This is a genomic window from Candidatus Palauibacter sp. (genome assembly GCF_965237495.1).
GTDB lineage: Bacteria > Gemmatimonadota > Gemmatimonadetes > Palauibacterales > Palauibacteraceae > Palauibacter.
The window spans coordinates 3,444,076-3,465,631 of sequence record NZ_OZ250143.1 but is presented as its reverse complement, the minus strand read 5'-3'; the positions used below and the strand labels follow the sequence as shown (position 1 = coordinate 3,465,631).

At 67.7% G+C, this 21,556-nt stretch carries 20 protein-coding genes and 2 pseudogenes; 17 read left to right on the top strand and 5 right to left on the bottom strand.

Annotated features, from left to right (window positions below; genetic code table 11):
• Nucleotides 1-1,223 precede the first annotated feature (1,223 nt).
• From ACPXY0_RS15195 to ACPXY0_RS15165, 7 genes are all read left to right on the top strand, one after another.
• Entirely contained in the window at nt 1,224-2,483 is a 1,260-nt protein-coding gene (locus ACPXY0_RS15195) for a pyridoxal phosphate-dependent aminotransferase (protein ID WP_423925973.1), read from the top strand.
• Between the two features lie 27 nt (nt 2,484-2,510).
• A complete protein-coding gene (locus ACPXY0_RS15190; RefSeq protein ID WP_423925971.1) occupies nt 2,511-3,071 on the top strand; it encodes a rhodanese-like domain-containing protein in 561 nt (186 codons plus the stop codon).
• 229 nt (nt 3,072-3,300) lie between these two features.
• On the top strand, nt 3,301-3,657 hold the full coding sequence (locus tag ACPXY0_RS15185; RefSeq protein ID WP_423925969.1) for a helix-turn-helix domain-containing protein: 357 nt from the start codon (nt 3,301-3,303) through the stop codon (nt 3,655-3,657).
• A 12-nt stretch (nt 3,658-3,669) separates the two neighbouring features.
• Nucleotides 3,670-4,365 (top strand): ImmA/IrrE family metallo-endopeptidase, encoded by a 696-nt coding sequence (locus ACPXY0_RS15180; RefSeq protein WP_423925967.1) that lies wholly within the window; start codon nt 3,670-3,672, stop codon nt 4,363-4,365.
• 77 nt (nt 4,366-4,442) lie between these two features.
• On the top strand, nt 4,443-5,570 hold the full coding sequence (locus tag ACPXY0_RS15175; protein ID WP_423925965.1) for a CBASS cGAMP-activated phospholipase: 1,128 nt from the start codon (nt 4,443-4,445) through the stop codon (nt 5,568-5,570).
• Nucleotides 5,567-6,586, top strand: coding sequence for a cyclic GMP-AMP synthase DncV-like nucleotidyltransferase (locus ACPXY0_RS15170; RefSeq protein ID WP_423925963.1), 1,020 nt, complete (start codon nt 5,567-5,569; stop codon nt 6,584-6,586). The genes ACPXY0_RS15175 and ACPXY0_RS15170 overlap by 4 nt, the downstream gene beginning before the upstream one ends.
• Before the next feature lie 410 nt (nt 6,587-6,996).
• The gene (locus ACPXY0_RS15165; protein ID WP_423925961.1) at nt 6,997-7,401 is read left to right on the top strand and encodes an SEC-C metal-binding domain-containing protein; all 405 of its coding nucleotides are present in this window, start codon (nt 6,997-6,999) and stop codon (nt 7,399-7,401) included.
• Here the strand turns inward: ACPXY0_RS15165 and ACPXY0_RS15160 are convergent.
• A complete protein-coding gene (locus ACPXY0_RS15160; protein WP_423925959.1) occupies nt 7,333-8,862 on the bottom strand; it encodes a S10 family peptidase in 1,530 nt (509 codons plus the stop codon). The two genes, ACPXY0_RS15165 and ACPXY0_RS15160, sit on opposite strands and share 69 nt — an antisense overlap.
• 37 nt (nt 8,863-8,899) lie before the next feature.
• Nucleotides 8,900-9,748: an aldolase/citrate lyase family protein gene (locus ACPXY0_RS15155; protein WP_423925957.1), complete on the bottom strand. Its 849-nt coding sequence runs from the start codon at nt 9,746-9,748 to the stop codon at nt 8,900-8,902.
• 91 nt (nt 9,749-9,839) lie between these two features.
• On the opposite strand from ACPXY0_RS15155, the gene ACPXY0_RS15150 reads away from it, so the two are divergent.
• Nucleotides 9,840-10,274, top strand: a complete 435-nt coding sequence (locus tag ACPXY0_RS15150) for a hypothetical protein (protein WP_423925955.1) — start codon at nt 9,840-9,842, stop codon at nt 10,272-10,274.
• Nucleotides 10,275-10,883, top strand: a complete 609-nt coding sequence (locus ACPXY0_RS15145) for a histone deacetylase family protein (protein ID WP_423925953.1) — start codon at nt 10,275-10,277, stop codon at nt 10,881-10,883.
• 25 nt (nt 10,884-10,908) lie between these two features.
• Here the strand turns inward: ACPXY0_RS15145 and ACPXY0_RS15140 are convergent, their stop codons facing one another.
• Nucleotides 10,909-11,715, bottom strand: a complete 807-nt coding sequence (locus ACPXY0_RS15140; protein WP_423925951.1) for an HNH endonuclease — start codon at nt 11,713-11,715, stop codon at nt 10,909-10,911.
• A 177-nt stretch (nt 11,716-11,892) separates the two neighbouring features.
• Entirely contained in the window at nt 11,893-12,933 is a 1,041-nt protein-coding gene (locus ACPXY0_RS15135; protein WP_423925949.1) for a DUF933 domain-containing protein, read from the bottom strand.
• A 32-nt stretch (nt 12,934-12,965) separates the two neighbouring features.
• Here ACPXY0_RS15135 and ACPXY0_RS15130 point away from each other — a divergent pair, with 32 nt between their 5' ends.
• Nucleotides 12,966-13,370 (top strand): DUF6165 family protein, encoded by a 405-nt coding sequence (locus ACPXY0_RS15130; RefSeq protein ID WP_423925947.1) that lies wholly within the window; start codon nt 12,966-12,968, stop codon nt 13,368-13,370.
• A 19-nt stretch (nt 13,371-13,389) separates the two neighbouring features.
• On the opposite strand, the gene ACPXY0_RS15125 is transcribed toward ACPXY0_RS15130, so the two are convergent.
• A complete protein-coding gene (locus tag ACPXY0_RS15125) occupies nt 13,390-15,162 on the bottom strand; it encodes a hypothetical protein (protein WP_423925945.1) in 1,773 nt (590 codons plus the stop codon).
• Nucleotides 15,163-15,260: 98 nt separating this feature from the next.
• Here ACPXY0_RS15125 and ACPXY0_RS15120 point away from each other — a divergent pair, with 98 nt between their 5' ends.
• The 7 genes and pseudogenes from ACPXY0_RS15120 to ACPXY0_RS15090 all read left to right on the top strand — a co-directional run bounded on the left by ACPXY0_RS15120 (nt 15,261) and on the right by ACPXY0_RS15090 (nt 21,034).
• Complete coding sequence (locus tag ACPXY0_RS15120) at nt 15,261-16,541, top strand: branched-chain amino acid ABC transporter substrate-binding protein (RefSeq protein WP_423925943.1); 1,281 nt, start codon at nt 15,261-15,263, stop codon at nt 16,539-16,541.
• Between the two features lie 35 nt (nt 16,542-16,576).
• Nucleotides 16,577-17,797, top strand: a complete 1,221-nt coding sequence (locus tag ACPXY0_RS15115) for a cytochrome P450 (protein WP_423925941.1) — start codon at nt 16,577-16,579, stop codon at nt 17,795-17,797.
• 21 nt (nt 17,798-17,818) lie between these two features.
• A complete protein-coding gene (locus ACPXY0_RS15110) occupies nt 17,819-18,046 on the top strand; it encodes a ferredoxin (protein ID WP_419943407.1) in 228 nt (75 codons plus the stop codon).
• 4 nt (nt 18,047-18,050) lie between these two features.
• Nucleotides 18,051-18,545, top strand: a pseudogene (locus ACPXY0_RS15105) (3-methyl-2-oxobutanoate hydroxymethyltransferase); the annotation flags it as partial.
• 249 nt (nt 18,546-18,794) lie between these two features.
• Nucleotides 18,795-19,602, top strand: a pseudogene (locus tag ACPXY0_RS15100) (SDR family oxidoreductase).
• Nucleotides 19,603-19,720: 118 nt separating this feature from the next.
• The gene (locus ACPXY0_RS15095) at nt 19,721-20,602 is read left to right on the top strand and encodes an NADPH:quinone reductase (protein WP_423930709.1); all 882 of its coding nucleotides are present in this window, start codon (nt 19,721-19,723) and stop codon (nt 20,600-20,602) included.
• A gap of 90 nt (nt 20,603-20,692) precedes the next feature.
• Nucleotides 20,693-21,034, top strand: coding sequence for a PadR family transcriptional regulator (locus ACPXY0_RS15090; RefSeq protein WP_419943411.1), 342 nt, complete (start codon nt 20,693-20,695; stop codon nt 21,032-21,034).
• The last annotated feature ends 522 nt before the right edge of the window (nt 21,035-21,556 follow it).

Here is a 21,556-nt window from a genome sequence, read left to right as displayed (position 1 = left end):
CTTCACCCGCAGGTTCTCGCCCATGAAGCGTGCCCCCGACGCGGTCGGACGCGGCGGTCATGCTCGTCGTCCCGTTTGCCTACGACCGTCACCAGCCCGTTCGCGTCTACCGTGGCTATGGAAGAGTCTTGCGAGTCCCGGACGACCGCCGCTCCCGCCAGCACTTGTCTGTCCCGGTCCAGGATGCGGACAGTGAGTTGGGTCGGCTCCCCCAGCGCCCACAAGGTTACGCTCTCCGGCGTCACCATGCGGAAGTAGGCCACGCGTATGCGAGGTTGGAGCGGATCGGGATCGGGGGTCTCCATAGCCCCACGAGGTGGTGAGGGCGAGTACGTACACCCAGGATCTCCAAGTTCGCGCAGCGTGCGAGTGCGCGAGCCCTATTACGCTGAACAGCTTGAGTCGTTACAACAGCCGACTCGTTGCGTCGGCCGGGAAAGTGGTGTCGTGCTCTTTACGGTTCCACGACATGGAGTCGCAGCCAGGTCTGGGTCTCTAGACCGTGAACCAGACTAAGCCATGTTTGCCCGACCGCCAATCCCGTGATCGTTACAACAGGTGCACTGTACTCGACCAGAGCCAAGCTCGGGTCATCGATCCTCCAACTGAACCGCTCGAGCGGGATCTCAGGACAGTCCTCGTAGCCGCGTGTCCGGTCGCGCAGTCCCACGTGAATCAGCAGCGATCCGCCCACTGGAACTACGTACTGACCGCGTGGGCCACCCCATACTTCAACGGTGACCAAATCCGTGCAAGAAGGTACGATACCGATCGCGACCGTGTCTTCTTCTCCGCACGCCACCACAAGGGCCGCGACTAGGAGAATCGATAGCTGAAGGAGCTTGTGCGGCGTTCTCACCGTGAACGTCAAGGTGACCTCCAAAGGCTGAGCTTAACCCCGTCTCGATGTTTAGCGTAGCCCTCCGCGTCCCGTTGCGCGCCCTGCTGACCTCAACTACGACGGCCCCGATTCGTGATCCCGGCCCGGCGCGGGTCGCGATATCTTCCGGCAACCAAGCGTCTGGCATGGGCAACCCGCTCTCGACGTTTAGGTTGTCTCGGGGGCTGGCAGAGTACTTGGGAGAGGCCCTCGCCCGCCCGGAGGAGCTGGTCCACTGGTGCCCGGTGAACCCTCCGGCCTAGTCTTCTTCCACCGGGAGGACGGCGCCATCGCCCGGTACAGCGTCCATGGAAACTTCTCGAACAGGGTCCGGTAGCGGACGATGACGACGGCCATGACAGCTCTTTCCGGTTCTTCCGGCAGTCTCATTCCCGAGGCGGCGACGCGAGAGGGGAACGACCCGATCTTCGCCCTGCACGGGGAGGCGGTGCGGCGGGCCGCGGCGGGCGAGTCGATCCTGAACTCGACGCTCGGAGCGTTGATGAACGATGACGGGAGCCTCGCGGTGATGCCGGCGGCGGCTGAGGCGCTGGAGCGCGTGCCGCACGTGCGCGCCGCCGGCTATGCGCCCATCTCCGGCGACCCTCCGTATCTGGACGCGGTGATCGCGGACCTCTGCGGGGAGGGCGGGCTGGCCGGGCAGGCGGTCGCCGTCGCCACGCCGGGGAGCACCGGCGCGATCCACCACGCTATCCTCAACTTCCTCGAGCCCGGGCAGGCGGCGCTCACGCCCAGCTACTACTGGGGCCCGTACCACACGATCTCGACCCATTCGGGACGCTCGGTCGAGACCTTCAACATGTTCGACGCCGGGATCCGCCTCGACCTCGAGGCCTTCCGCAGGGGGCTCGAGGGCCAGATCGAACGGCAGGGGCGGTCGCTCGTCCTCTTCAACTTCCCCTGCAATAACCCGACCGGGTATTCACTCGACGAGGCGGAGTGGGAGGCCGTGGCGGAGATCGTCCGGGAGGTGGGAGAACGGGGGCCCATCGCGTTCCTGCTCGACCACGCGTATGCGAAGTTCGGGGACGAGGCGTCCAACCGCTGGATAAACTACATCCCGCGGATGCTGGAGTCGGCCACGGTCCTCGTGGGCTGGACGGTGTCGAAGTCGTTCGCCCTTTACGGCGCGCGGGTGGGCGCGCTCGTGGCGCTTCACCGGGAGGCGGAAGAGCGGCAGCGGATCTCGAACGCGCTCGGATTCTCGTGCCGTGCCACGTGGTCGAACTGCAACCACCTCGGGCTGCTCGGCGCCACCGAACTCCTCACCGATCCGGAGCTGCGCCGGCGCACCGATGAGGAACGCGCGGGGATGATTCGCCTCCTCAACGAGCGCGTCGCGGTCTTCAACGAACTTGCGGGGGGCGCGGGCCTGTCCTATCCCCGTTACGAGGGCGGCTTTTTCGTCTCCGTGTTCACGCCGGACGGGGAGGTGACGGCTGCAACCATGCGCGAGGCCGGGGTGTATGTGATTCCGATGGAGGGCGCGGTGCGGATCGCGCTGTGCGCCACGCCGGCGCACTCGATCCCCCGCCTCGTCAAGGCGTTGGCCGAGGGCATCGCGACCGCCCGCGCCGCCTGAGCGAAAACAGAACCACACGGAAGACAGATGGAACGCCACACGGTTGATTCGACATCGGCTTCGACGCTGGCTCCGAAGCTGGCTCTGGTTCTCGCTCCGACGCTCGCGCTCTTCGCGGCCACCGGTTGTGCCGGGCAGGCCCGGCTGACGGACGAGGAGAAGCTCGCGCGCGTGGAAGAGATGGTGGAGGAAGTCGAGCGGCGCTTTCCGGAGGTGGAAGCCGTCACCGTCAAAGAGGTGGGGCGGCTGCTCGAGACCGGGAGCGTCGTGCTCGTGGACGCCCGGGCGGAGCGTGAGCGCGAGATCTCCTGGATTCCCGGAGCCATCACCGCGGAGGAGTTCGAGCAGGATCCGGACCGGTACGCGGACCTGACCGTCGTGGCGTACTGTACGATCGGGCACCGGAGTTCGGACTACGCGAAGCGGCAGAACGAGAAGGGTCGGCGCGTCCTCAACCTGCGGGGCAGCCTCCTCTCATGGGCACACGCCGGCGCCCCGCTCGTGGGCCCCGATGGGCCGACGAACCGCCTCCACGTCTACGGAAAGACCTGGGACCTCGCCCCCTCCCGCTACGAGACGATCTGGTAGATCCGATGGACGCCGGGCTGTGGAGATACGCCGTCCCGTCCTACTTTGGCACGACGACGGTGGCTAGGGAGCACAGGATCCAGACGCCAAAGCGGTTCTACCTCGAGTGCCGGGATCGGACGGATCTGACGTCCTCCCCGGAGGCAGCCGAGGGCGTTGCGTTTGACGGACGAGCCCCGGCGACCCAACGTTCCTAGTCCATCTAGCCAATGATCGGGAGGGGGTCAGCATGGACGCGAAGACCCTGGGCGAGAGGATGCGGAAGCTCCGGTTGGACCGGAATCTCTCCCTCAGGAAGCTGGCGGCTCGGATCAACAAGTCGGCACCGTTCATTTCTGACATCGAACTCGGAAGGCGATTCCCCTCCCCGCAGGTCTTGGCGGACATCGCCCGGGCACTCGAGGTAGATGAGGAGGATCTTCGGCGCTTCGACTTCCGGGAGTCGGTCTCGACCCTAAAGCGGCTCTCGCAAACCGACGCCCGGTGGGGCATGGCCCTTCGAACCACGGCGGAACAGATCGAGAAGGGGCAGCTGACGCCTGAAGAGTTCCTCCAGAAGCTGTCCCCCGATGATCGGGACGCGTGAGAGATCCTTACGATGAGAGAGTTTTCCGCGCCGGGCGAACCGTTCGGTCGGCGACTGTACTTCGACGATGGGGAGATCGAGCGGATCTGCCTCGATACGCTGGTGGCGGCTGGCTGTCTGCCCGACACTCCGGCGCCCGTCGAGATCGACCTCTTCATCGAGAAGCACTTCGAGTGCGAGATCGAATACAGTGATGTCGCCCCGGGCGTGCTCGGATTCGCGGTCTTTGAAGGCGATGCCGTCGTCGTGATTGGGGCCGCCAGATCTCTTTTTGAGGCCGATGCCAAAGCTGAGCGTCGAGGCCGAGCGACCCTCGCGCATGAAGCTGGGCACGGCCTGCTGCACGCCAAAATGTTCGGTGCCGTGCATGAACCCCACCCGATCCTCAACGGGAGCTTTGATTTCAGACGCCGCCGCATCATGTGTCGCCGGGAGGATCTTGAGGTGGGCACCGAGGCCTACCACAAGAAATGGTGGGAATGGCAGGCGAACCAAGCCATCGGTGGCCTCCTGCTGCCGCGCCCGCTCGTGGAGGCGTGTGTCGAGCCGCTGACCGAAGCAGTCGGCGCGCTCGGCCAGCGAGATCTTCCCAGCGCTAACCACGTCCAGGCCGTCCACCGGATCGCGGACACATTCGACGTGAACCTCGCCGTTGCAAGAATCAGGCTCGCCGCCCTGTTCCCCTCCGACAACCAGCTGGCACTCTAGGAGGCTCGGTCCCGCCTACCACTCCACCGGGGGGCTGACCGGTTGCTGTGTATGCTCCGTAAGCTTACTCTGTCCGCATGGACGCGATACACGTTCTGGCGCTGGACGGCGGGGGCATGCGTGGCCTGTACACGGCCACCGTGCTGCATACGCTTGCCAGCCGCTTCGCAGACGCACGGGGCGCTACCGGTCTTGATCTCGGCAAGGGATTTGACCTGGTGCTGGGTACCAGCACGGGCGGGATCCTCGCGGCCGCCATCGCGACGGGAATACCGATCGATGAAGTCATGGCTCTGTACGAGAAGGCGGGACCCCGGATCTTTGAGAATCCCATCCCGCGTTGCGATAAATCGTCGGGGTTCTGGCGGAAGGCGCGGTTCTTGTGGTGGGCGCTTACACACTTGCGTCGGTCCGGGAATCCCAACCACGAACTGAAGTCCGAACTCAAGCGGATCTTCGGTGATTGGACCTTCGGCGACCTCCACCAGCAGCGGGGCATCGGCCTCTGTATCTCGGCGACGTCGGCCCTGAAACATAAGCCGAGGGTTTTCAAGACGCGGCATGTGTCCGAAAAGGACCGCGATGACGACTTGACCATCGTCGAAGCGTGTCTAGCGAGCAGCGCCGCACCGATCTACCTGCCGCTGGCGTCGATCGAAGCTGATGGCCTCTCCGATCAGGTCTACGCCGATGGGGGCCTGTGGGCGAACAACCCGGTGCTCGTCGGGCTGATCGAGGGCCTCGCCGTCTCCAAGCCCAAGCAGCCTGTCGTGGTCATGTCCGTGGGCACCTGCCCACCAACGGCCGGGTCTGCCCCGCCCGCCGACCTCGACCGTGGGATCGTTGCTTGGCGCGCGGGTGTCGTACCGATGGCGCTGGCCATGGACGCTCAAGGCCAAGCGGCGACGTACTCCGCCACGCTTCTCGCGGAACAACTGAGGAAGTTTGGCAAACCCGTGGAGATCCTCCGTTGTGAACAGTCCAGCCCGTCGGCCGAGCAGGCCGACGACCTCCAGCTGGACTCCGCGTCGAAGGAGGCGCTGCGGCTCATGCAGGCACTGGGAAACGAGGACGGACAGGAGATCTACCGATGGTATCAGAACCGCGACGACGACAAGCGCGGCCGATTGTTGGCTCAGATCTTCGAGCGCATGCCGGAGATCGACCCGGAGCGTACACCCAACCATAAGGCGGCAGGAAAATGAAGGACTGCGACAGAGACATCCGAGATTATCACGGCGAAGAAGTGGCACTCACCCAAGCGCAGCTGGAGGAGCTGAAGGAGCACCGCGACACCAACCGGAAACGTGTACGGGACGGGCTAAGTGACAATGACGATCCTGCTCCGACGCGATCCATCACCCAAGGGTCCTACGCGATGCGCACGGTGATCCAGGAGCCGGATGGAGCCTACGACATCGACGACGGCGTGGTCTTCACGGAGGAATCGCTCAGAGGTCCCCAAGGCGGCGAGAAGTCCCCCCTCGATGCCAGAAAGATGGTCCGCGACGCGGTTCACAGCGATCAATTCGCAACCCCTCCGGAGGTGAAGACGAACTGCGTCCGAGTTCACTACAGCGCCGGGCATCACGTCGACATCCCCGTCTACCGCTCGCTCGAGGATCTTGCCGGTGAGACGTACTACGAGCTGGCGAGTGCGGAGTGGAAGGAATCTGATCCCGAGGGGGTCAACGCGTGGTTCAAAGATTGGGTTGCGCAGAAAAAAGCCGCTGGGCAACAGAACTCTCGTGAATTGATTCGCCTGATCAAGAGTATGTGCAAGAACCGCCCGTCCTTGTCCCTGCCCAGCGGCTTCGTGCTCACCGTGCTCGTCGAGGAGTGCTATCGTTCCAAAGAAAAGAGACTCGACGAGAGCCTGAGAGACACGATCATCGAGATGTCCGAACGACTCGAAGACGATCCGTCGGTGCCGCATCCGGTAGTCGAAGACGAATGGCTCATCGACGGAGATTCCGCGAACAAGACCCGCAATCTTCTCGAGCTGCTCGATCGGGCTATCGACACGCTGGACGACCTGGATCTCCCCAGCTGCACACGATCGAAGGCGTTGCGGGCGTGGAAGAGGGTGCTTCGCACCGACTTCTTTGATGAGCGTATCGCAGAGGCTGAGGAAGACGATAAGGCTGCAACCGCCGCCTCCGCTGCGGTGCTGGGAGCGGCCCCAAAGCCGTGGGCGCACAGCGCGCCCGCGAGCGGGTAGGCATGAAAGCCGATGTGGTCGCCAAGGAACGGGCTCGGATCGCCGAGGCCTTTCCCTTGCTGACCCTCGATACGTCGGAGGTTCCAGCACGGGTGACCGGCACGATGTGGCTCGACTCTGGAATCGGATTCAGCGTCGACTTGGAGATTCCCGGCAACTATCCCCGAGGCGTCCCCGAGCTGAGGTGCAATCGCCGGGAGATTCCGTGGGAGATAGACAGGCACGTCCTTCCATGCGGGCGGGCCTGCCTCTGTGTTGCGTCCGAGTACCGACGGCACTGGCCTCCCGGGTCGGATCTGGCCGACTTATTGCAGAACGTCGTAAGACCCTAGTTCATAGGGCAGGCGTACTATCAGGCGCACGGCCGGTGGCCCCCCGATCAAGAGAGGGCACATGGCCGCGAAGGAATCATGCAGGCTTACCGGGAACTGCTCGCGCCCCTCGGGCCGGAACCCGCCACCCCCTCGGTGATCGTCGGCTTCATTCGTTTCTTGGCGCGGAGAAACGAACCCGGTGGACATGAAGCGTGTCCTTGTGGAAGTGGCACCAGGCTACGGAACTGCCACCAGCCGCTCCTCAGAGAGCTACGGATAACCGTCGCCCCGGAGCACGCTACTATCGACCGCGATTTTTTGACTTGGGCGGCCCAGGCGCAGCAAGACTCTGCCCAGGCTCGCAGTGTCTCATGTTCAGCCGGATCATTCTCCGCCTCCAATAGGGGCGGTGAGGCTCCTGCGAGGATTCGGCTACGGGACCAGATTCCCCCCGGAGGTCCGCGTGATGAAGGTTTCCAGCGTCTCACGCCACTGCGGTAGCAGGCTCTCCTCCACGTACATCATGTGTCCGGCGGCGAAGTCCGCGCGCGTGATGTTGTCACGCAGGTCCGGCGGCAGCCCCAGTTGCTCCAGCGACCAGACGATGGGGAAGTACGGCGTCGCAAAGTCGTAGATCCCGTTGACCAGCAGCACCTCGAGACGCGGGTTGCGTTCGATCGCGTGAGCGAGGTCGGGTCCCACGTTGAGCGCCGAGCCGCCGAACGGTCCCCGGCGGCCGCTTTCCCGCTCCCAGTTCCAGTTCCGGGTCATGCCGCTGGGCCAGTACTCCCGATCCCCGTCGTAACCGAGTTCCTCCCGCACGTAGGTGTTGAAGAGAGACGTGTAGGCGGAACTGATCGCGGAAGACTGGGCGTCGTGGATGGGCGTCGTGTCGAGCAGGTCCCCGGTGGGGCCGGTGAAGCGGGTGTCGAGCCGGGCCAGGGTGAGCCGCTGGTCCCGCAGCAGCTCCTTCTCGAACTCCGGCGCGGAAACACGCAGGTCAGCCTTCTCGAGGTATTCGAGGTTGAGCCCCGTGTACTCGTGCATCTGCTGCAACACTCGGGCCCGCTGGGCGGGATCGACGGCGGTTCCCGCGAGCAGCGTCTGGGCGTAGTCGGTGAGCGCCCACGCCTCGACCTCCTTCATGAACGCCTCGAGGTCGTCGGGGCGTCCGCCGGGCAGACGGTCGTGGTAGGCCGCCGCGACCGCGAAGGACGGCACGTTCGTGATGAACCCGATGTGGGATCCGGGCGGGAACTGGAGTGTGTTGAAATCGATGACGGCGGATACGAGTACGACCCCGTTCAGATCGATGTTCGCGTTCTGGAGGTGCCGCGTCAGCAGCACGGACCGGGTCGTGCCATAGCTCTCACCCAGGAGATAGCGCGGCGAGTTCCAGCGCCGGTTCTCGCTCAGGAAGCGGCGGATGAACTGCGTCAGCGAGGACGCGTCCTCATCCATCCCCCAGAAATCGCTCCCGTCCGCGTCGCCGGCGGGTCGGCTGAAGCCGGTCCCGATCGGGTCCACCATCACGACGTCAGCGATGTCGAGCAGCGTGTAGCCGTTGTCGACGAGCGGGTAGGGCGGCGGCGCCTGCTGGCCGACGTTCGGCGTGACCACGCGGCGCGGCCCCATGATCCCCATGTGGAGCCAGAAGGAGGCCGACCCCGGTCCCCCGTTGTACGCGAAGATGATGGGGCGCGTGGAGGGGTCACCGCCGTTCGTGCGGAAGTATCCCGTGTAGAAGAGTTCCGCCGTCGCGTTCTCCTCGTCATCCCGGAGGATGACGCTGCCCACGACCGCCTGGTAGGCGACGGTCTCCCCGTTCACGACGATGGAATGGTTCGACTCCCAGCGAGAGGGCTGGGGCTCGGAGCGGTCAGCGCCACCGTCTGAGCTGTCCTGCGCGAGGGCCCCCGCGGGCAGCAGTGCGAGCGCGGCGATCACAGTGAGCGACTTCATACTTTTTCCTCCGGGAAGCGTCACGTTGGTCCGTCGGCTAGCGGCCGGCGGCGGCCATCCCGGCGGCGACGGCCTCTGGCTGGGTGGCGATGATGACGCGGAACCCCTGTTCGATCCGCATGGCCACGTCGTCCGCGTTCGCCGTGACGCCGCACGGCACGTCGAACTCGAGGCAGGCCGCGAGCACGATCTGGATCGCCTCCTCCACCTTCTCCATGTCGCCGTCGTAGACGCGGCGCAGGTCGCCGGGGCCCGGCGAGACAGCGCTCACACCCGGGGTCGAGACGATCTCGCGCACGTTGTCGAGCCCGATTTGGTCCTCGATCAGGAGAAAGGAGATCAGGTGGCCATCGGGGTTGCCGGGCCAGGCGGCATCGCCGAGTGCGTCCACGGCGAGCGCGGCCTCCTCCGCCGTCTCGACGTGCGGGTAGACGATGCCGGCCACGCCCGCCGCCAGCCCCTGGGCCGCGCGATCCCGCGCCTCGTCGTGACCGTCACGAATCGGCGGGATCCGCAGCAGCATCGGGTGCGTGCCCATGTCGCCCGAAGCCTCCGTCATGCCGGCGGCGTAGCTCTCGAGCGCGGGGATGTCGAAGGGGCCGGACTCCAGCGAGTAGAACACGAAATCGAGCGGACGGGTCGCGGCCATGGCGGCCCCGGCCTCGGCGGTGTGATCCCCGGAGAAGAGCCCGAAGATCGCGTCCCCGGCCGCGAGCCGTCCGGCCAGCTGTGTGTTCACGTCGCCAGCGGCTTCGGGGGTCTCCCCCGCGTCCGACTCGCCCGGTTCGCCGCCGCAGCCGTGAAAGAGGAGGACGCCTCCAGCGACGCCTCCCAGCAGGCAGAGAGTATGGAGCGGCGGGGTCACGCGCGTGTTTCTGGCAGCCATGGGATACCTCGGAGTTGGAAGAACACGCCCGGGACTCTCGCGACCCGCGGTCGGCGTTGGTTAGTCTAGTTTCAGCAAAGGGGGTCCCGCCATGCGCACGACGAGCCAGTTCACCACCACTCGGAGGAGATTCGTCAGGGAAGCCGCCTTGGGGGCGGCGGGCCTCGGGCTGCTGCCCGCGGCGGCGTGGTCGTGCGCGAGCCCGGGCGGCGCCCGCCCCCGGGGGACGGGCACCGGGCTCGTGTGGGATTCCCGCTACCTGGATCACGTCCTGATCCGGCCGGACGGCGGGCGCCCGCCCGAGATCCCCGAGCGGCTCGTGCGCATCCGTGAGGAACTCGTCGCGCGCGGTCTGGACGAGGCCACGGTCGCCCTGGCGCCGGACGCCGAGCCGAGGCCGCACATCGAGGCGCACCACACCCCGGACCATGTGGCGGCGATCCGTGAACTCGACGTCACGGGGCCGGTCGCGGCACTGGCCGTGTCCGGGGCGCTCGCCGGAATCGATGCCGTGGCCACGGGCTAGGTGCTGAACGCGTTCTGCGCGATCCGGCCCCCGGGACATCACGCGAACAACACCGGCGCCGAGGAAGGTTTCTGCTACTACAGCAACGCCGCCGTCGCCGCGAAGTACGCGCAGCAGGCCTACGCGTTCGAGCGCGTGCTCGTCATCGACTGGGACTACCACCACGGGAACGCGACGCAGAATGCCTTCTACGACGACCCGTCCGTCCTCTTCTTCTCCGCACACGACTGGGGCGCCTACCCGGGCACCGGCGACCCGTCGCTCACCGGGGAAGGAGAGGGGAGCGGGCTCAACATCAATGTGCACCTGGACTGCGGCGCCACCGACGCCGACATGCTCGGCCGCTGGGATGACACGCTCTCTCCGGCCGTCGCCGCCTTCGATCCGGACTTCGTGATCGTCTCGGCGGGGTTCGACAGCCGGCAGGACGATCTCCTCGGGTGCTTCGCCCTCACGGACGACGCCTTCCGGCGCATGACGCGCACGGCGATGGACTACGCGGACGCCTGCTGCGAAGGCCGCCTCGTCTCGCTGCTGGAGGGCGGCTACAATCTGGACGGCACGGCGCTCGCGACCGCCGCCCACATCGAGACGCTGCTCGAGGGATAGGCGGCCGGGGGGGTCAGTCTCGGTCTCAGGCCGCGACGCGCTCCCCGTCGTTCGGGGCGGGCTCATACTGTCCCCACAGGACCCAGAGGGCCCAGTCCAGATCCAGGCGGTCCCCCTCCCACCGGCCGGTCGCGGTCCAGGGGTTGATCCCCTTCTGGCGGTGCCAGCGGCCGAGGCCGGCGTCGGCCCTCGGCGGTGCCTTCACGTCGGCGCGGGCCGGGGGCACCGCCGGGACGATCCTACCCTCCGGGTCCCGGAACCCGCCCGCCCCCGCCCGCCCCATCTCCACGCACCAGCCGCGCTCGTGCACCGTGCGGTGGTGGAACCGGCACAACAGGATGAGGTTGTCGAGCGCCGTCTCGCCCCCCTCGGCCCATGGGATCGCGTGGTGGGCCTGCGTGTAGCGTGACCCGCAGCCGGGAAAGCGGCAGCCCCCGTCTCCGACCTCCAGCGCCTTGCGCAGCCGCCAGTCCACCGTCCTCAGGCGGCGGCCGACATCCAGCACGGAGCCGTCCAGTCCGCGCTTCACTTGCACGGCCTCCGCGTCGCACGACAGACGCCGGGACGTTCCCGCGGGAACGCATGAGCCGTCCTCGGTGGCGACAACATCCGCGTTCCCGGCCACGGTGTGGACGACCAGCTGGACCCTCGCCTCCGTGCGTTCCTCGAGCCACGCCCCGAGGGCGTCGTGGTTCCGCTCCACCGGGGTCCGCGGCAGCCTGAGGGGGGCCGGCTCCCACGCGGCCTCCGTCTCGGCCTCCCGCTCGGCCTCCCGCTCGGCCTCCCGCTCCTGGCGGTAGAGTTCGTCGCCGGCGGCGTCCAGCGCCTGCATGATCTCGGGGTTGGGAGCACGCGAACCTTTCTCCTTCGGTCCAGTTTCGGGGCGCGTATCAACCGAATCTCAATGCCGGGATCTCCCCCCGCACCGCTCCGGCCGCAGCCCTCCCGCGGTTTTCGACAGCCGCCATGCGTTCCCGCGGGAACGTCTCCGCCCCGGACAGTGACCGGGTCAGACGTTGAAGCGGACGTGGAAGATGTCTCCATCGGCCACGACGTAGTCCTTGCCCTCGACCTGTAGCAGGCCGGCCTCTTTCACCGCCTGCTCGGAGCCGTAAGTCGCGAACGTCTCGTAGGGGATGACCTCGGCGCGGATGAACCCACGCTCGAGATCGGAGTGAATGCGGCCCGCCGCCCTCCGCGCCCGGGTGCCGCGACGAATGGTCCAGGCGCGCACCTCGTCGGGGCCGACCGTGAAGAACGAGATCAGATCGAGCAGGCCATAGGCCGCCCGGATGAAGCGGGCGAGCGCCGGCTCGCGGAGGCCGAGTGCCTCGACGAACGCGGCCCGGTCGTCCGGCTCCAGGTCGGCGAGTTCCGCCTCCACGGGGGCGGACAGCGCCAACCCGGCGGCGCCCATCGCGTCGAACCCGGCGGCGAGGTCGGGCGGAAGCCTCTCCCCGGCCCGGTCCTCGCTCCGGTTGAGCAGCACGAGCAGCGGTCGGTCGGTCAGGAGCCCGTATCCGCGGAACGGCCCGCGGTCCAACTCGTCACGGGAGACGTTCCGGAGCGGCCGTTCGCGCTCCAGTGCGTCCCGCGCCCGCTCGAAGGCCGCGATCTCGACCGGGTCCGCGCGCTCCTTCCGCGCCCTGGCCAGCCGTCGCTCGACGATGTCGAGGTCCGCGAGGAGACACTCCGTCCCGAACGCCTCGAGCGCACCGGCAGGGTCGGGCGGCACCGCCAGCGCCGGGTTTTCGAAGTCCCGCAGCACCAGACACAGCGCCTCCTGCTCGCGGATCTGCTGCAGCGTGCGCGGGGAGAGTCCCTTCTTCGCGGCACCGTACTCGCCCGGGATGTCGCAGAAACGCATCTCCGCGTACGTCGTCTTGCGGGGGGAGTAGCGGGCGCTCAGGGCGTCGACGCGCGGATCCGGCACCCTCACCGTCCCCAGCCGCACCTCGCCGCCGAACCCGACCGGGACGCCGAGCCCCGTCATCGCGTTGAACACCGTCGTCTTACCGGAACCCGCGAAACCCACGAGCCCAATCTTCACCGCGCCCCCTCCCCGTCGGTTATGTTCGGGGCGTGAATATCGAGATCCCCGTCTCCGTCGGCGAACTCATCGACCGCATCACGATCCTGCGGCTCAAGCAGGCCCGGATCCGCGATCGCCGGAAGCTCGCGAATGTGAACTCCGAGTTGGAAAACGTCGAGGCCATCCGCGAACGGACGATCGGGCCGCTCGCCGCCGCCCCCTCCCGCGTGAAGGAGCGCGTCGCCGCCCTGGGAGACGTGAACCGACAGATCTGGGACATCGAGGACGAACTTCGTGCCCTCGAACGGGCGGCCGAGTTCGGTCCCCGCTTCACCGAAGCCGCCCGACAGGTATACCGCCTGAACGACGAGCGCCACCGCCTGAAGCGCGTCCTCAGCGAGTACTACGGCTCAGGGATCCCCGAGGAGAAGTCCCACGCCGCGGCGGATCCCTGACCCTGACTCAGGCACAGCTTCAGGAGCAGAACGGATCCAGGCGGTCGGCCACCGCGGCAAGACCGTCCACCGGCGAAGCTTCGGCCCCGCTAACCTTCGAGATCCGGATGCCGACGATGCCATTGGGGAAGAGGACGACGCGGTGTCCGCCCCAGCCCGACATGCGGGTGAGGTCGACGACGCAGCCCCCTTCGCCGACGTAGTTCTGGTGCCAGAGCGCCAGATAGTAGCTGGGCGGGCCGGTCTCGACCGGCCGGCCGAAGGTGATCCCGCGCGCGTCCGTCCGGTACAGGACGTCGGCGGTCAGCTCCCGGTGCAGGAGTTGTTCGCCCTCGTGCGCGCCCCCGTCCCGCAGGAGACGCGCGATCTTCGCGAGGTCGTCCACCGTGGGGTAGTAGCCCTGTGACATCTGGGGCAGGCTGAGCGAGCCGTCCGCCTCGATGAGCCGATTGGTCGGCGCGTGCGGCACGCCGATGGGCCGGTAGACCTCCTCCTCCAGCATCCGCCACAGGTCCGCCTGCGGTCCGGCCCGATGCTTCAGGTACGCATCCATCGACGCGCCGATGAGGAACGCGTCCTGGTCGCGGTAGCGGACGACCTCCCCGGGCCCCCAGGGATGGTTCGAGGCGCGGAACACCTGCCGGATCCGTTCGTCCCTCGAGATCGCGGTGTACCAGTCGTCGTAGCCGATCAGGTAGCCGTCGCTCGTGTTGTTGGGTTCGATCCGCGCCGATCCCTCGCCGACGCCGGTGGCCATGTTGAGGACGTCCCGGAAGCGGACATCATCCCAGCCGTCGTGTTCGGCGGTCACGTCCAGATGGTCGGCGATCCGCTCGTCGAGGACCTCCCGGCCGTAGAGCTGCGCCAGACGGAGCGCCGCCACCGTGTTCCCGGTGGACTTGGTGACGGACCAGATCCCGAAGCGCTGTTCCCGACAGAACGGAAGCTCTCCGAACGGTGTCGGGCAGTCGTCCGTGTAGAGCGTGTCGCCGACGAGAAAGGCTGCGGTGACCATGTTCTCCAGGTTAATGCCCGCATGCATGCCTTCGAACACGGAGTCGCCGACGAGCGGGCGCAGGTCGGAGATCGGACGCAGCGGAAGCCGCCGCGCCTTCTCCACCGCGAACTCCTCGACCACGCCGGGAGGGGCCGGGCCCGGCGCGTAGGTTGCGGCAAGCTGCCCCCACATGAGCCGACGCTGGACGAGGAAATAGGGCCTCCCCTGGGTCACGGTCTGGAAGCGGACGCCCGACACCTCGCGGTCGTTGAAGGCGAACGTCGCGACGCCGTTGTACGTCTCGTTCTCCACCGAACTCGCGAGCTGGAGCGGGAACGCCCCGCGTGACCAGTCTTCGCCCGGCTCCGACCACGCGGTGCCGGGGCCGACGAGGACATCCCAGTAACTGCCCGTCTCGGTACGCGTGCCGGCGACGATGAGGTCGCGATCCCACGGGATGAGATCGGGGCCATCCGAGACGAACCCGAGCCATACATTCGGGAACCGTTTCGTGTCGCGGCCCATGCCCCGGCGTTCGTCGAGTGCGGCGGGGTCCGTCCGCATCTCCGCACCCACCAGAGTGATGGTGCCGGAGAGGGTATGCCCGGCGGCCTGCGCCGAGGGCGACGGGAGGAATCGGTCGTTGGGGAGGACGGCCGGCGGGGACCACGCCCCGAGGGCCAACTCCTCCAGCGGGATTGGATCGGACGATCGCGGCACGCCCGTCTCGCCGCACCCGAACGCGAGAAAACCGGTGCAGATCAGCAGACGCTGAGGGAATCTGTTTCGAGCCATTCCTGCGTCCCTGGTGGCTGTCGGCGCGTCTTGGAGGCGTCTGTGCCGTCACGTAGTTTGCGGCCAGCGGTTCGTTCTGTCACGAGGAGGTTGTTCCTATGGGGCATCGAATGTGGATCATGCGGCGGATGCCGGTCGCCGCTCTCGCGGCGACGATCGCGGCGGTGCTCACCGGTTCGTGCGACGGAAGCACCGGACCCTCGAGCTTCGAACCGGGGCCGCTGGGAACGGTCACCCTGCGCCGGGGCGAGGCGGTGCGGATCCGGTCGCTTCTCTCAATGAGCGTCGCACCGTCGCTGGGGACGCCGGCCCGGCACGCCGTCGAACTCGCCGTCCGGGATGTCGGCACCGTGCGGGGCCGTGCGATCGACCTGGGCGATGCGCTCGACTCGATGTGTTCGCCCGAGGGCGGACGCGCCGCGGCTCGGGAGGTCGTCGCCGACCCGCAGGTCGTGGGCGTCATCGGGACCTCATGTTCGGCCGCGGCGGTGGCGGCCTCGCCGGTGATCAGCGAGGCAGGCTACGTGATGATCGCGCCGAGCACGACGTCGCCGCTGCTGACTTCGGATCTCGCCGGCAACCCGAATCCCGACTATCACCCGGGGTATTTCCGCGTCTCGAACAACGATCTGTATCAGGCCCGGGCCCTGTCCGATTTCGCGTTCAACCAACTGGGGTTGCGGCGCGTCGCGACCGTCCACGACGGAGACCCGTACACGTCGGCCCTCGTGGAGGCCTTCGCCATCGCGTTTCAGGCGCTGGGCGGGGTAGTCCCGGCCGCGACGGCGATCGCGAAGGGAGACACGGACATGACGCCGGTTCTGCGCGAATTCGCGGCGGCGGGCCCCGACGGGATCTTCTTCCCTCTCTTCGAGGTGGAAGGCTCGCCCTTCGCCGCGCAGGCGGGGAGCTTCGACGGGCTCGAGGGCGTGACGCTCATCTCCGGCTCGGCCCTGCTGGTCTCCGATTTCCTGGCCACGCCGCAGTCGGAGGGCATCTACTTCGCGGGACCGGAGTCCGACTTCGGCTCGAACGTCAACGAGGCGACCGGAAAAAGCGCTGACGCCGTCCTGGCGGCGTACGCAGCCGCGTATGGCGGACCCCCGCCGTCCCCCTACTGGGCGCAGGCGTACGACGGGACGACGCTGCTCCTCACCGCCATCCGTTCCGTCGCGGTGGAGGAGGGCGGGCGGCTGTACATCGACCGCGCCGCGCTGCGCGCCGAGATCGGCCGAACTCGCCTCCGGGGCCTCATCGGGGACATCTCCTGCGACGACTTCGGGGACTGCGGCACCGGACGGATCAACATCGTCCACCACACGGACTCCCGGGTGACCGATGTCGCGCGGCTGCCGGTCGTATACCGGTTCGCGCCCTGATCCCCAGCCCCGGCCCCGGGCTCGGCACGGCCGCGGTGGACCTCGACGACCTCTTCGCGGAGGAGGTGATCGCCCGCCCCTACGCCCACTTCGCGCGGCTGCGGGAACGGGACCCCGTCCACTGGAACGAGAAGTTCGGGCTGTGGGTGGTGACGGGATACGACCCCGTCGTCTGGATCCTCAGGCACCACGCACTCTTCTCTTCAGCCGTCATCCGGGGGGTCCAGGCGGCCCCGTACCCGCCGGTGCTGCCCGAGGACACGCACCTGTTCGACGAGGTCAGGACGTTCCGCGCGGACCAACTGGTGGAACAGGACCGACCCGACCATCTGGAGCAACGGAAGACCGTTCACTCCTTCTTCACACCGACGGCGATGGAAGGCTGGCGGCCGTTCGTGCGACGGGTGGTGGACGAACTCCTGGACGAGGTGTGGCCGCGCGGGTGGATGAACGTCGTCACGGACCTCGCGGCGCCGCTCCCGGTGCGGGTGATCGCGCGCCTGATGGGGGTGCCGCGCGAGGACATGAACACGCTGCGGGGGCTCGCGGACAGCATCCTCCACCTGAACCGCGGCGAACCCGACCGGCTGCGGCCGCTGACCGAGGGGATCCGCGGGATGATGGAGTACGCGCGCCCGTTCGTGCGCGAGCGGATCGAGGACCCCGGCGACGATCTGATCTCGGCGCTGGCCCGGGGCGAGACGGACGGCGTGTTCACGCGCCATCAGGTGCTCGTGAACACCGGACTGATGCTGTTCGCGGGACACGAGACGACAATGAACCTGATCTGCAACGGGCTCCTCGCCTTCATCGCGCACCCGGAGCAGTGGGACCGGCTGCGCGCGGACCCGGACGGCCTCGCGCGAACGGCGACCGAGGAGTGTCTGCGCTACGACCCGCCCGTCAAATCGACCCAGCGCATCGTCGCGCGGAAGGCCGAACTCTGCGGGCAGACGCTCTCGCCGGGGGAGCGCATCCGCTGGATCATCGCGGCCGCGAACCGGGATCCGGCGGTGTTCGAGGACCCGGACCGGTTCGATATCGGGCGCCAGCCGAATCCCCACCTTTCCTTCGGCTCCGGGATCCACTACTGCCTCGGGGTCGCGCTCGCGCGCATGGAGGGACAGGAGGTGTTCCGCGGCCTGGCCCGCCGCTTCGATCGATTCGAACTGGAGACGGCGGAACTGCGCTACCAGCCGAGCATCCAGTTCCGGTCCCTCGATTCGCTGCCCATCACCTGGACGGTCCCGTCGTGAGCGGTACAGCGTGAGTGTGACATGGTGAAGATCGAGATCGACCACGGCCTGTGCGTCGGCAACGCAATGTGCGTGGCCACGGCGCCCGGCGTGTTCGCGCACAACGAGAACCGGCAGTCGACGGTGGTCGACCCCGCGGGAAACGGGGAGTCCGCGGTGCTGGCGGCGGCGGCGAACTGCCCGGTGAGCGCGATCCGCGTGGTCGAGGCCGAGACGGGACGGTCGCTGTTCCCGGCCGAGGACGGGTGATCCGATGACGAGTGATCCGACGACCTCGACCATGGGCGTGCCGGGCGGGGGCTCCGGAGGTGGCTCCGGCGGGCCGAAGGTTACGACCTTCGATCTCGTATCCATGAAGTCGCGAGGCGAAAAGATCGTGGCCATTACCGCCTACGACGCGCTCTTCGCCTCGCTCGTCGACGCGGCGGGGGTCGATCTCATCCTGGTGGGCGACTCGCTGGCCAGCGTCCTGTGCGGAGAAGAGACGACGCTCGCCGCCACCGTGGAGCAGATGACGTACCACGGCCGCATCGTGGTTCGGGGGACCTCGCGCGCGTTCGTCGTCGTGGACATGCCCTTCCTCAGCTACCAGGTCTCCGTCGAGGAGGCCGTGCGGAACGCGGGGAACGTCCTCAAACAGACCGGGGCGAGCGCGGTGAAGCTGGAGGGGGGATTCGACATACTCGACGCGGTGCGGGCGATCGTCCGGGCGGGGATTCCCGTGATGGGCCACCTCGGCTTCACGCCGCAGTCGGTGCATGCCCTCGGCGGGCACCGGATTCAGGGGAAGGACGAAGACCGTCGGGATCGGCGCCGGTCCGGAGTGCGACGGGCAGGTGCTCGTCCTGCACGACATGCTCGGCCTGAACGAGGGGTTCAGCCCGCGCTTCCTGAAGAGGTACGCCGAACTCGGCGCCGCGGTACGCGACGCGGTGGGCCGATACACCGGAGAAGTGCGCGAGGGGAGGTACCCCGCGGCCGAACATGGCTACAAAGGGTGACGACGGTGCCCGCTCACGAGGGCCGGCGCGTCATCGTCACCGGGGCCGGGGCCGGGATCGGGCGGGCGATTGCGCGGGCATTCCTGGACGAAGGGGCGCGGGTACACGTCTGCGACCGCGATCTGGCGGCGCTCGAGCACCTGCCGGGATCGACGGAAGACGACCTCGGCGGGACGGTGGCGGATGTCTCGTCGGAAGCGGACGTGGACCGGCTCTTCGAGGAGGCGATGGACCGGCTGGGCGGGCTCGATGTCCTCGTCAACAACGCGGGGACCGCCGGGCCGACCGGGCCCGTCGAGACGCTCGACCTCGACGGCTGGCGGCGGACCCTGGCCATCAACCTCGACGGCATGTTCCTCTGCGCCCGCTCCGCCGTCCCGGCCCTGCGGCGGGCGGGCGGCGGATCGATCGTCAACCTCTCCTCGACCGCGGGGCTGCACGGCTACCCGCTGCGCAGCCCGTACGCCACGGCCAAATGGGGCGTGATCGGCTTCACCCGCACCCTGGCCATGGAACTGGGTCCGGCCGGAATCCGCGTGAACGCGATCTGCCCGGGCAGCGTGCGCGGCGACCGCATCGACCGCGTGATCGCCGCCGGCCGCCGCCCAGAGCGTGTCCGAGGACGCGATCCGGCAGAGCTGGCTCGGGCAGATCTCGCTCCGGACCTTCGTCGACGCCGAGGATGTGGCCGCGCTCGTCCTCTTCCTCACATCCGGCGCAGGTGCGAAGATCTCCGGGCAGGCGCTCCCCGTGGACGGACACACGGAGGGCCTGAGTTCCGGGGGGGACAGCAACGGCGACTAGCCACGAGAGAGGTAACATGCGAGCGGCCTGGTACACGAAGCAGGGATCGGCGCGCGACGTGCTGGAAGTCGGCGAACGCGAGTTGCCTTCCCCCGGGGCCGGCGAGGTGCGAGTGCGGATGTTCGCCTCGGGGATAAACCCGGTCGATGTGAAACGCCGCTTCGGCGGCCGCGGCGGGATGGACTCGGCACTCGTCGTGCCCCACTTCGATGGCGCCGGGGCCATCGACAAAGTGGGGGACGGCGTCGATCCCGGCAGCCTCGGCAAGCGCGTCTGGATCTACGAAGCCCAGTGGGGGAGCGACTTCGGCACAGCCGCCGAGTTCGTGACTGTCCCCGCGTCCCGGGCGGTCCCGCTCCCCCCGGGCGCGTCCTTCCCCGAGGGTGCGTGTCTCGGCATCCCCGCGCTGACCGCGCATCGCTGCGTGTACGGCGATGGCCCGGTCGACGGGCAGACCGTGCTCGTGACCGGCGGCGCCGGTGCGGTCGGCGCCTACGCCATCCAGTGCGCCCGGCTGGGGGGTGCGCGGGTCCTGGCCACCGTGAGTGGGGACCGAAAGGGGAGGATTGCGCGGGCGGCCGGCGCGGACGCCGTCATCAACTATCGAGAGGAAGATGTCGCGGCCCGCGTCATGGAACTGACCGATGGAGAGGGGCTCGACAGAATCGTCGAGGTGGAGATGGGCGGGAACCTCGACGCCTCGATCGCGATGCTGAAAGCGAACGGGGTGATCTCCGCTTACGCCTCCGAGGGCGATCCGCAGCCTGCCGTTCCGTTCTACACCCTCCTCTACAAGAACCTGACGCTGCGCTTCGAACTCGTCTTCCTGATGTCCGAGGCCGCGAAGCAGCGGGCCGTGGAGGATCTCACGAAGTGGCTGGCGAGCGGCGAGCTGCGCCACACGATCGCGGCGCGCTTCCCGATCGAAGACATCGCGGCCGCGCACGAGGCCGTGGAATCCGGTCCGCTCGGCAAGATCCTGCTCGATCTCAATCTCTAAAGTTGCTTGCGGTTGGTCCGCCGACCCCTATACATGGTACTGCAAGGTACATTGTGTCTCATGGTATGAGGCCGGATACACGGGGTTCGCATGAAGAAAACGGTCTACAAGGAGTTGGTGGCCGCGTCGTCACGCCCGATGGTACTCTCCATCCTGGCCGGCGGCGAGACGTATGGCTACGAGATCCTCAAGCAGGTCAAACGACTCTCCGATGGCGAACTCGAGTGGTCCGATGGGATGCTCTACCCGGTCCTCCACCGGCTGGAGCGGGACGGGCTCATCGCCGGCCGCTGGCAACTCACCGACCAGGGGCGCCGCCGCAAGTACTACCGGCTGACGGCCCGCGGAAAGCGCCAGCTGGCGGGCGACCGCGACAGTTGGCGGGCGGTGTACGGAGCCCTCGAACTGTCCTGGGGAGGCAGTCATGTTTGAACTCGAGCCCGAAGTCGCAAGGTGGCGTGGGAGACTGGAGCGCAGCTCTTCACTTTCCCCGCGCGAAGTCGACGAACTGGAAGACCACCTTAGGGCGCGCTTCGAGTTGGAACTCGAGCTGGCTCCCGAGTGCACGCTGGCCCGAGCCTTCGGCATTGCCTGCGACGCACTGGGCGAGCCCGCCGCGCTCTCGCAGGAGTTCGCGAAGGCCGGAGGGCTCAGGTGGCGGCCCCTGCTATTCGCCGCGTGGGCGCTGTTCGCGGCCTCGTTCTTTCTCCCGCTCCATCGCCTTGTCTGGGTGGGGTCGCCCAAGGCTGACCTCGCAATGTTCTCAGACGTCGGATACGAGTTCCTGGGGCGGGTGACGACGGGAGGGGGCCTGGCAATGATGGTGCTTCCTGTACGGCATCGGCGGCGACCCAATCGCGTCCCACTACGAGGGCCTCGGCAGCTGGCTGTGGGCCGCGTCGTTCGCTTTGGCGGCCACCGCCCTCTGGCTGCGAGACCGAAACTGGGCAACCG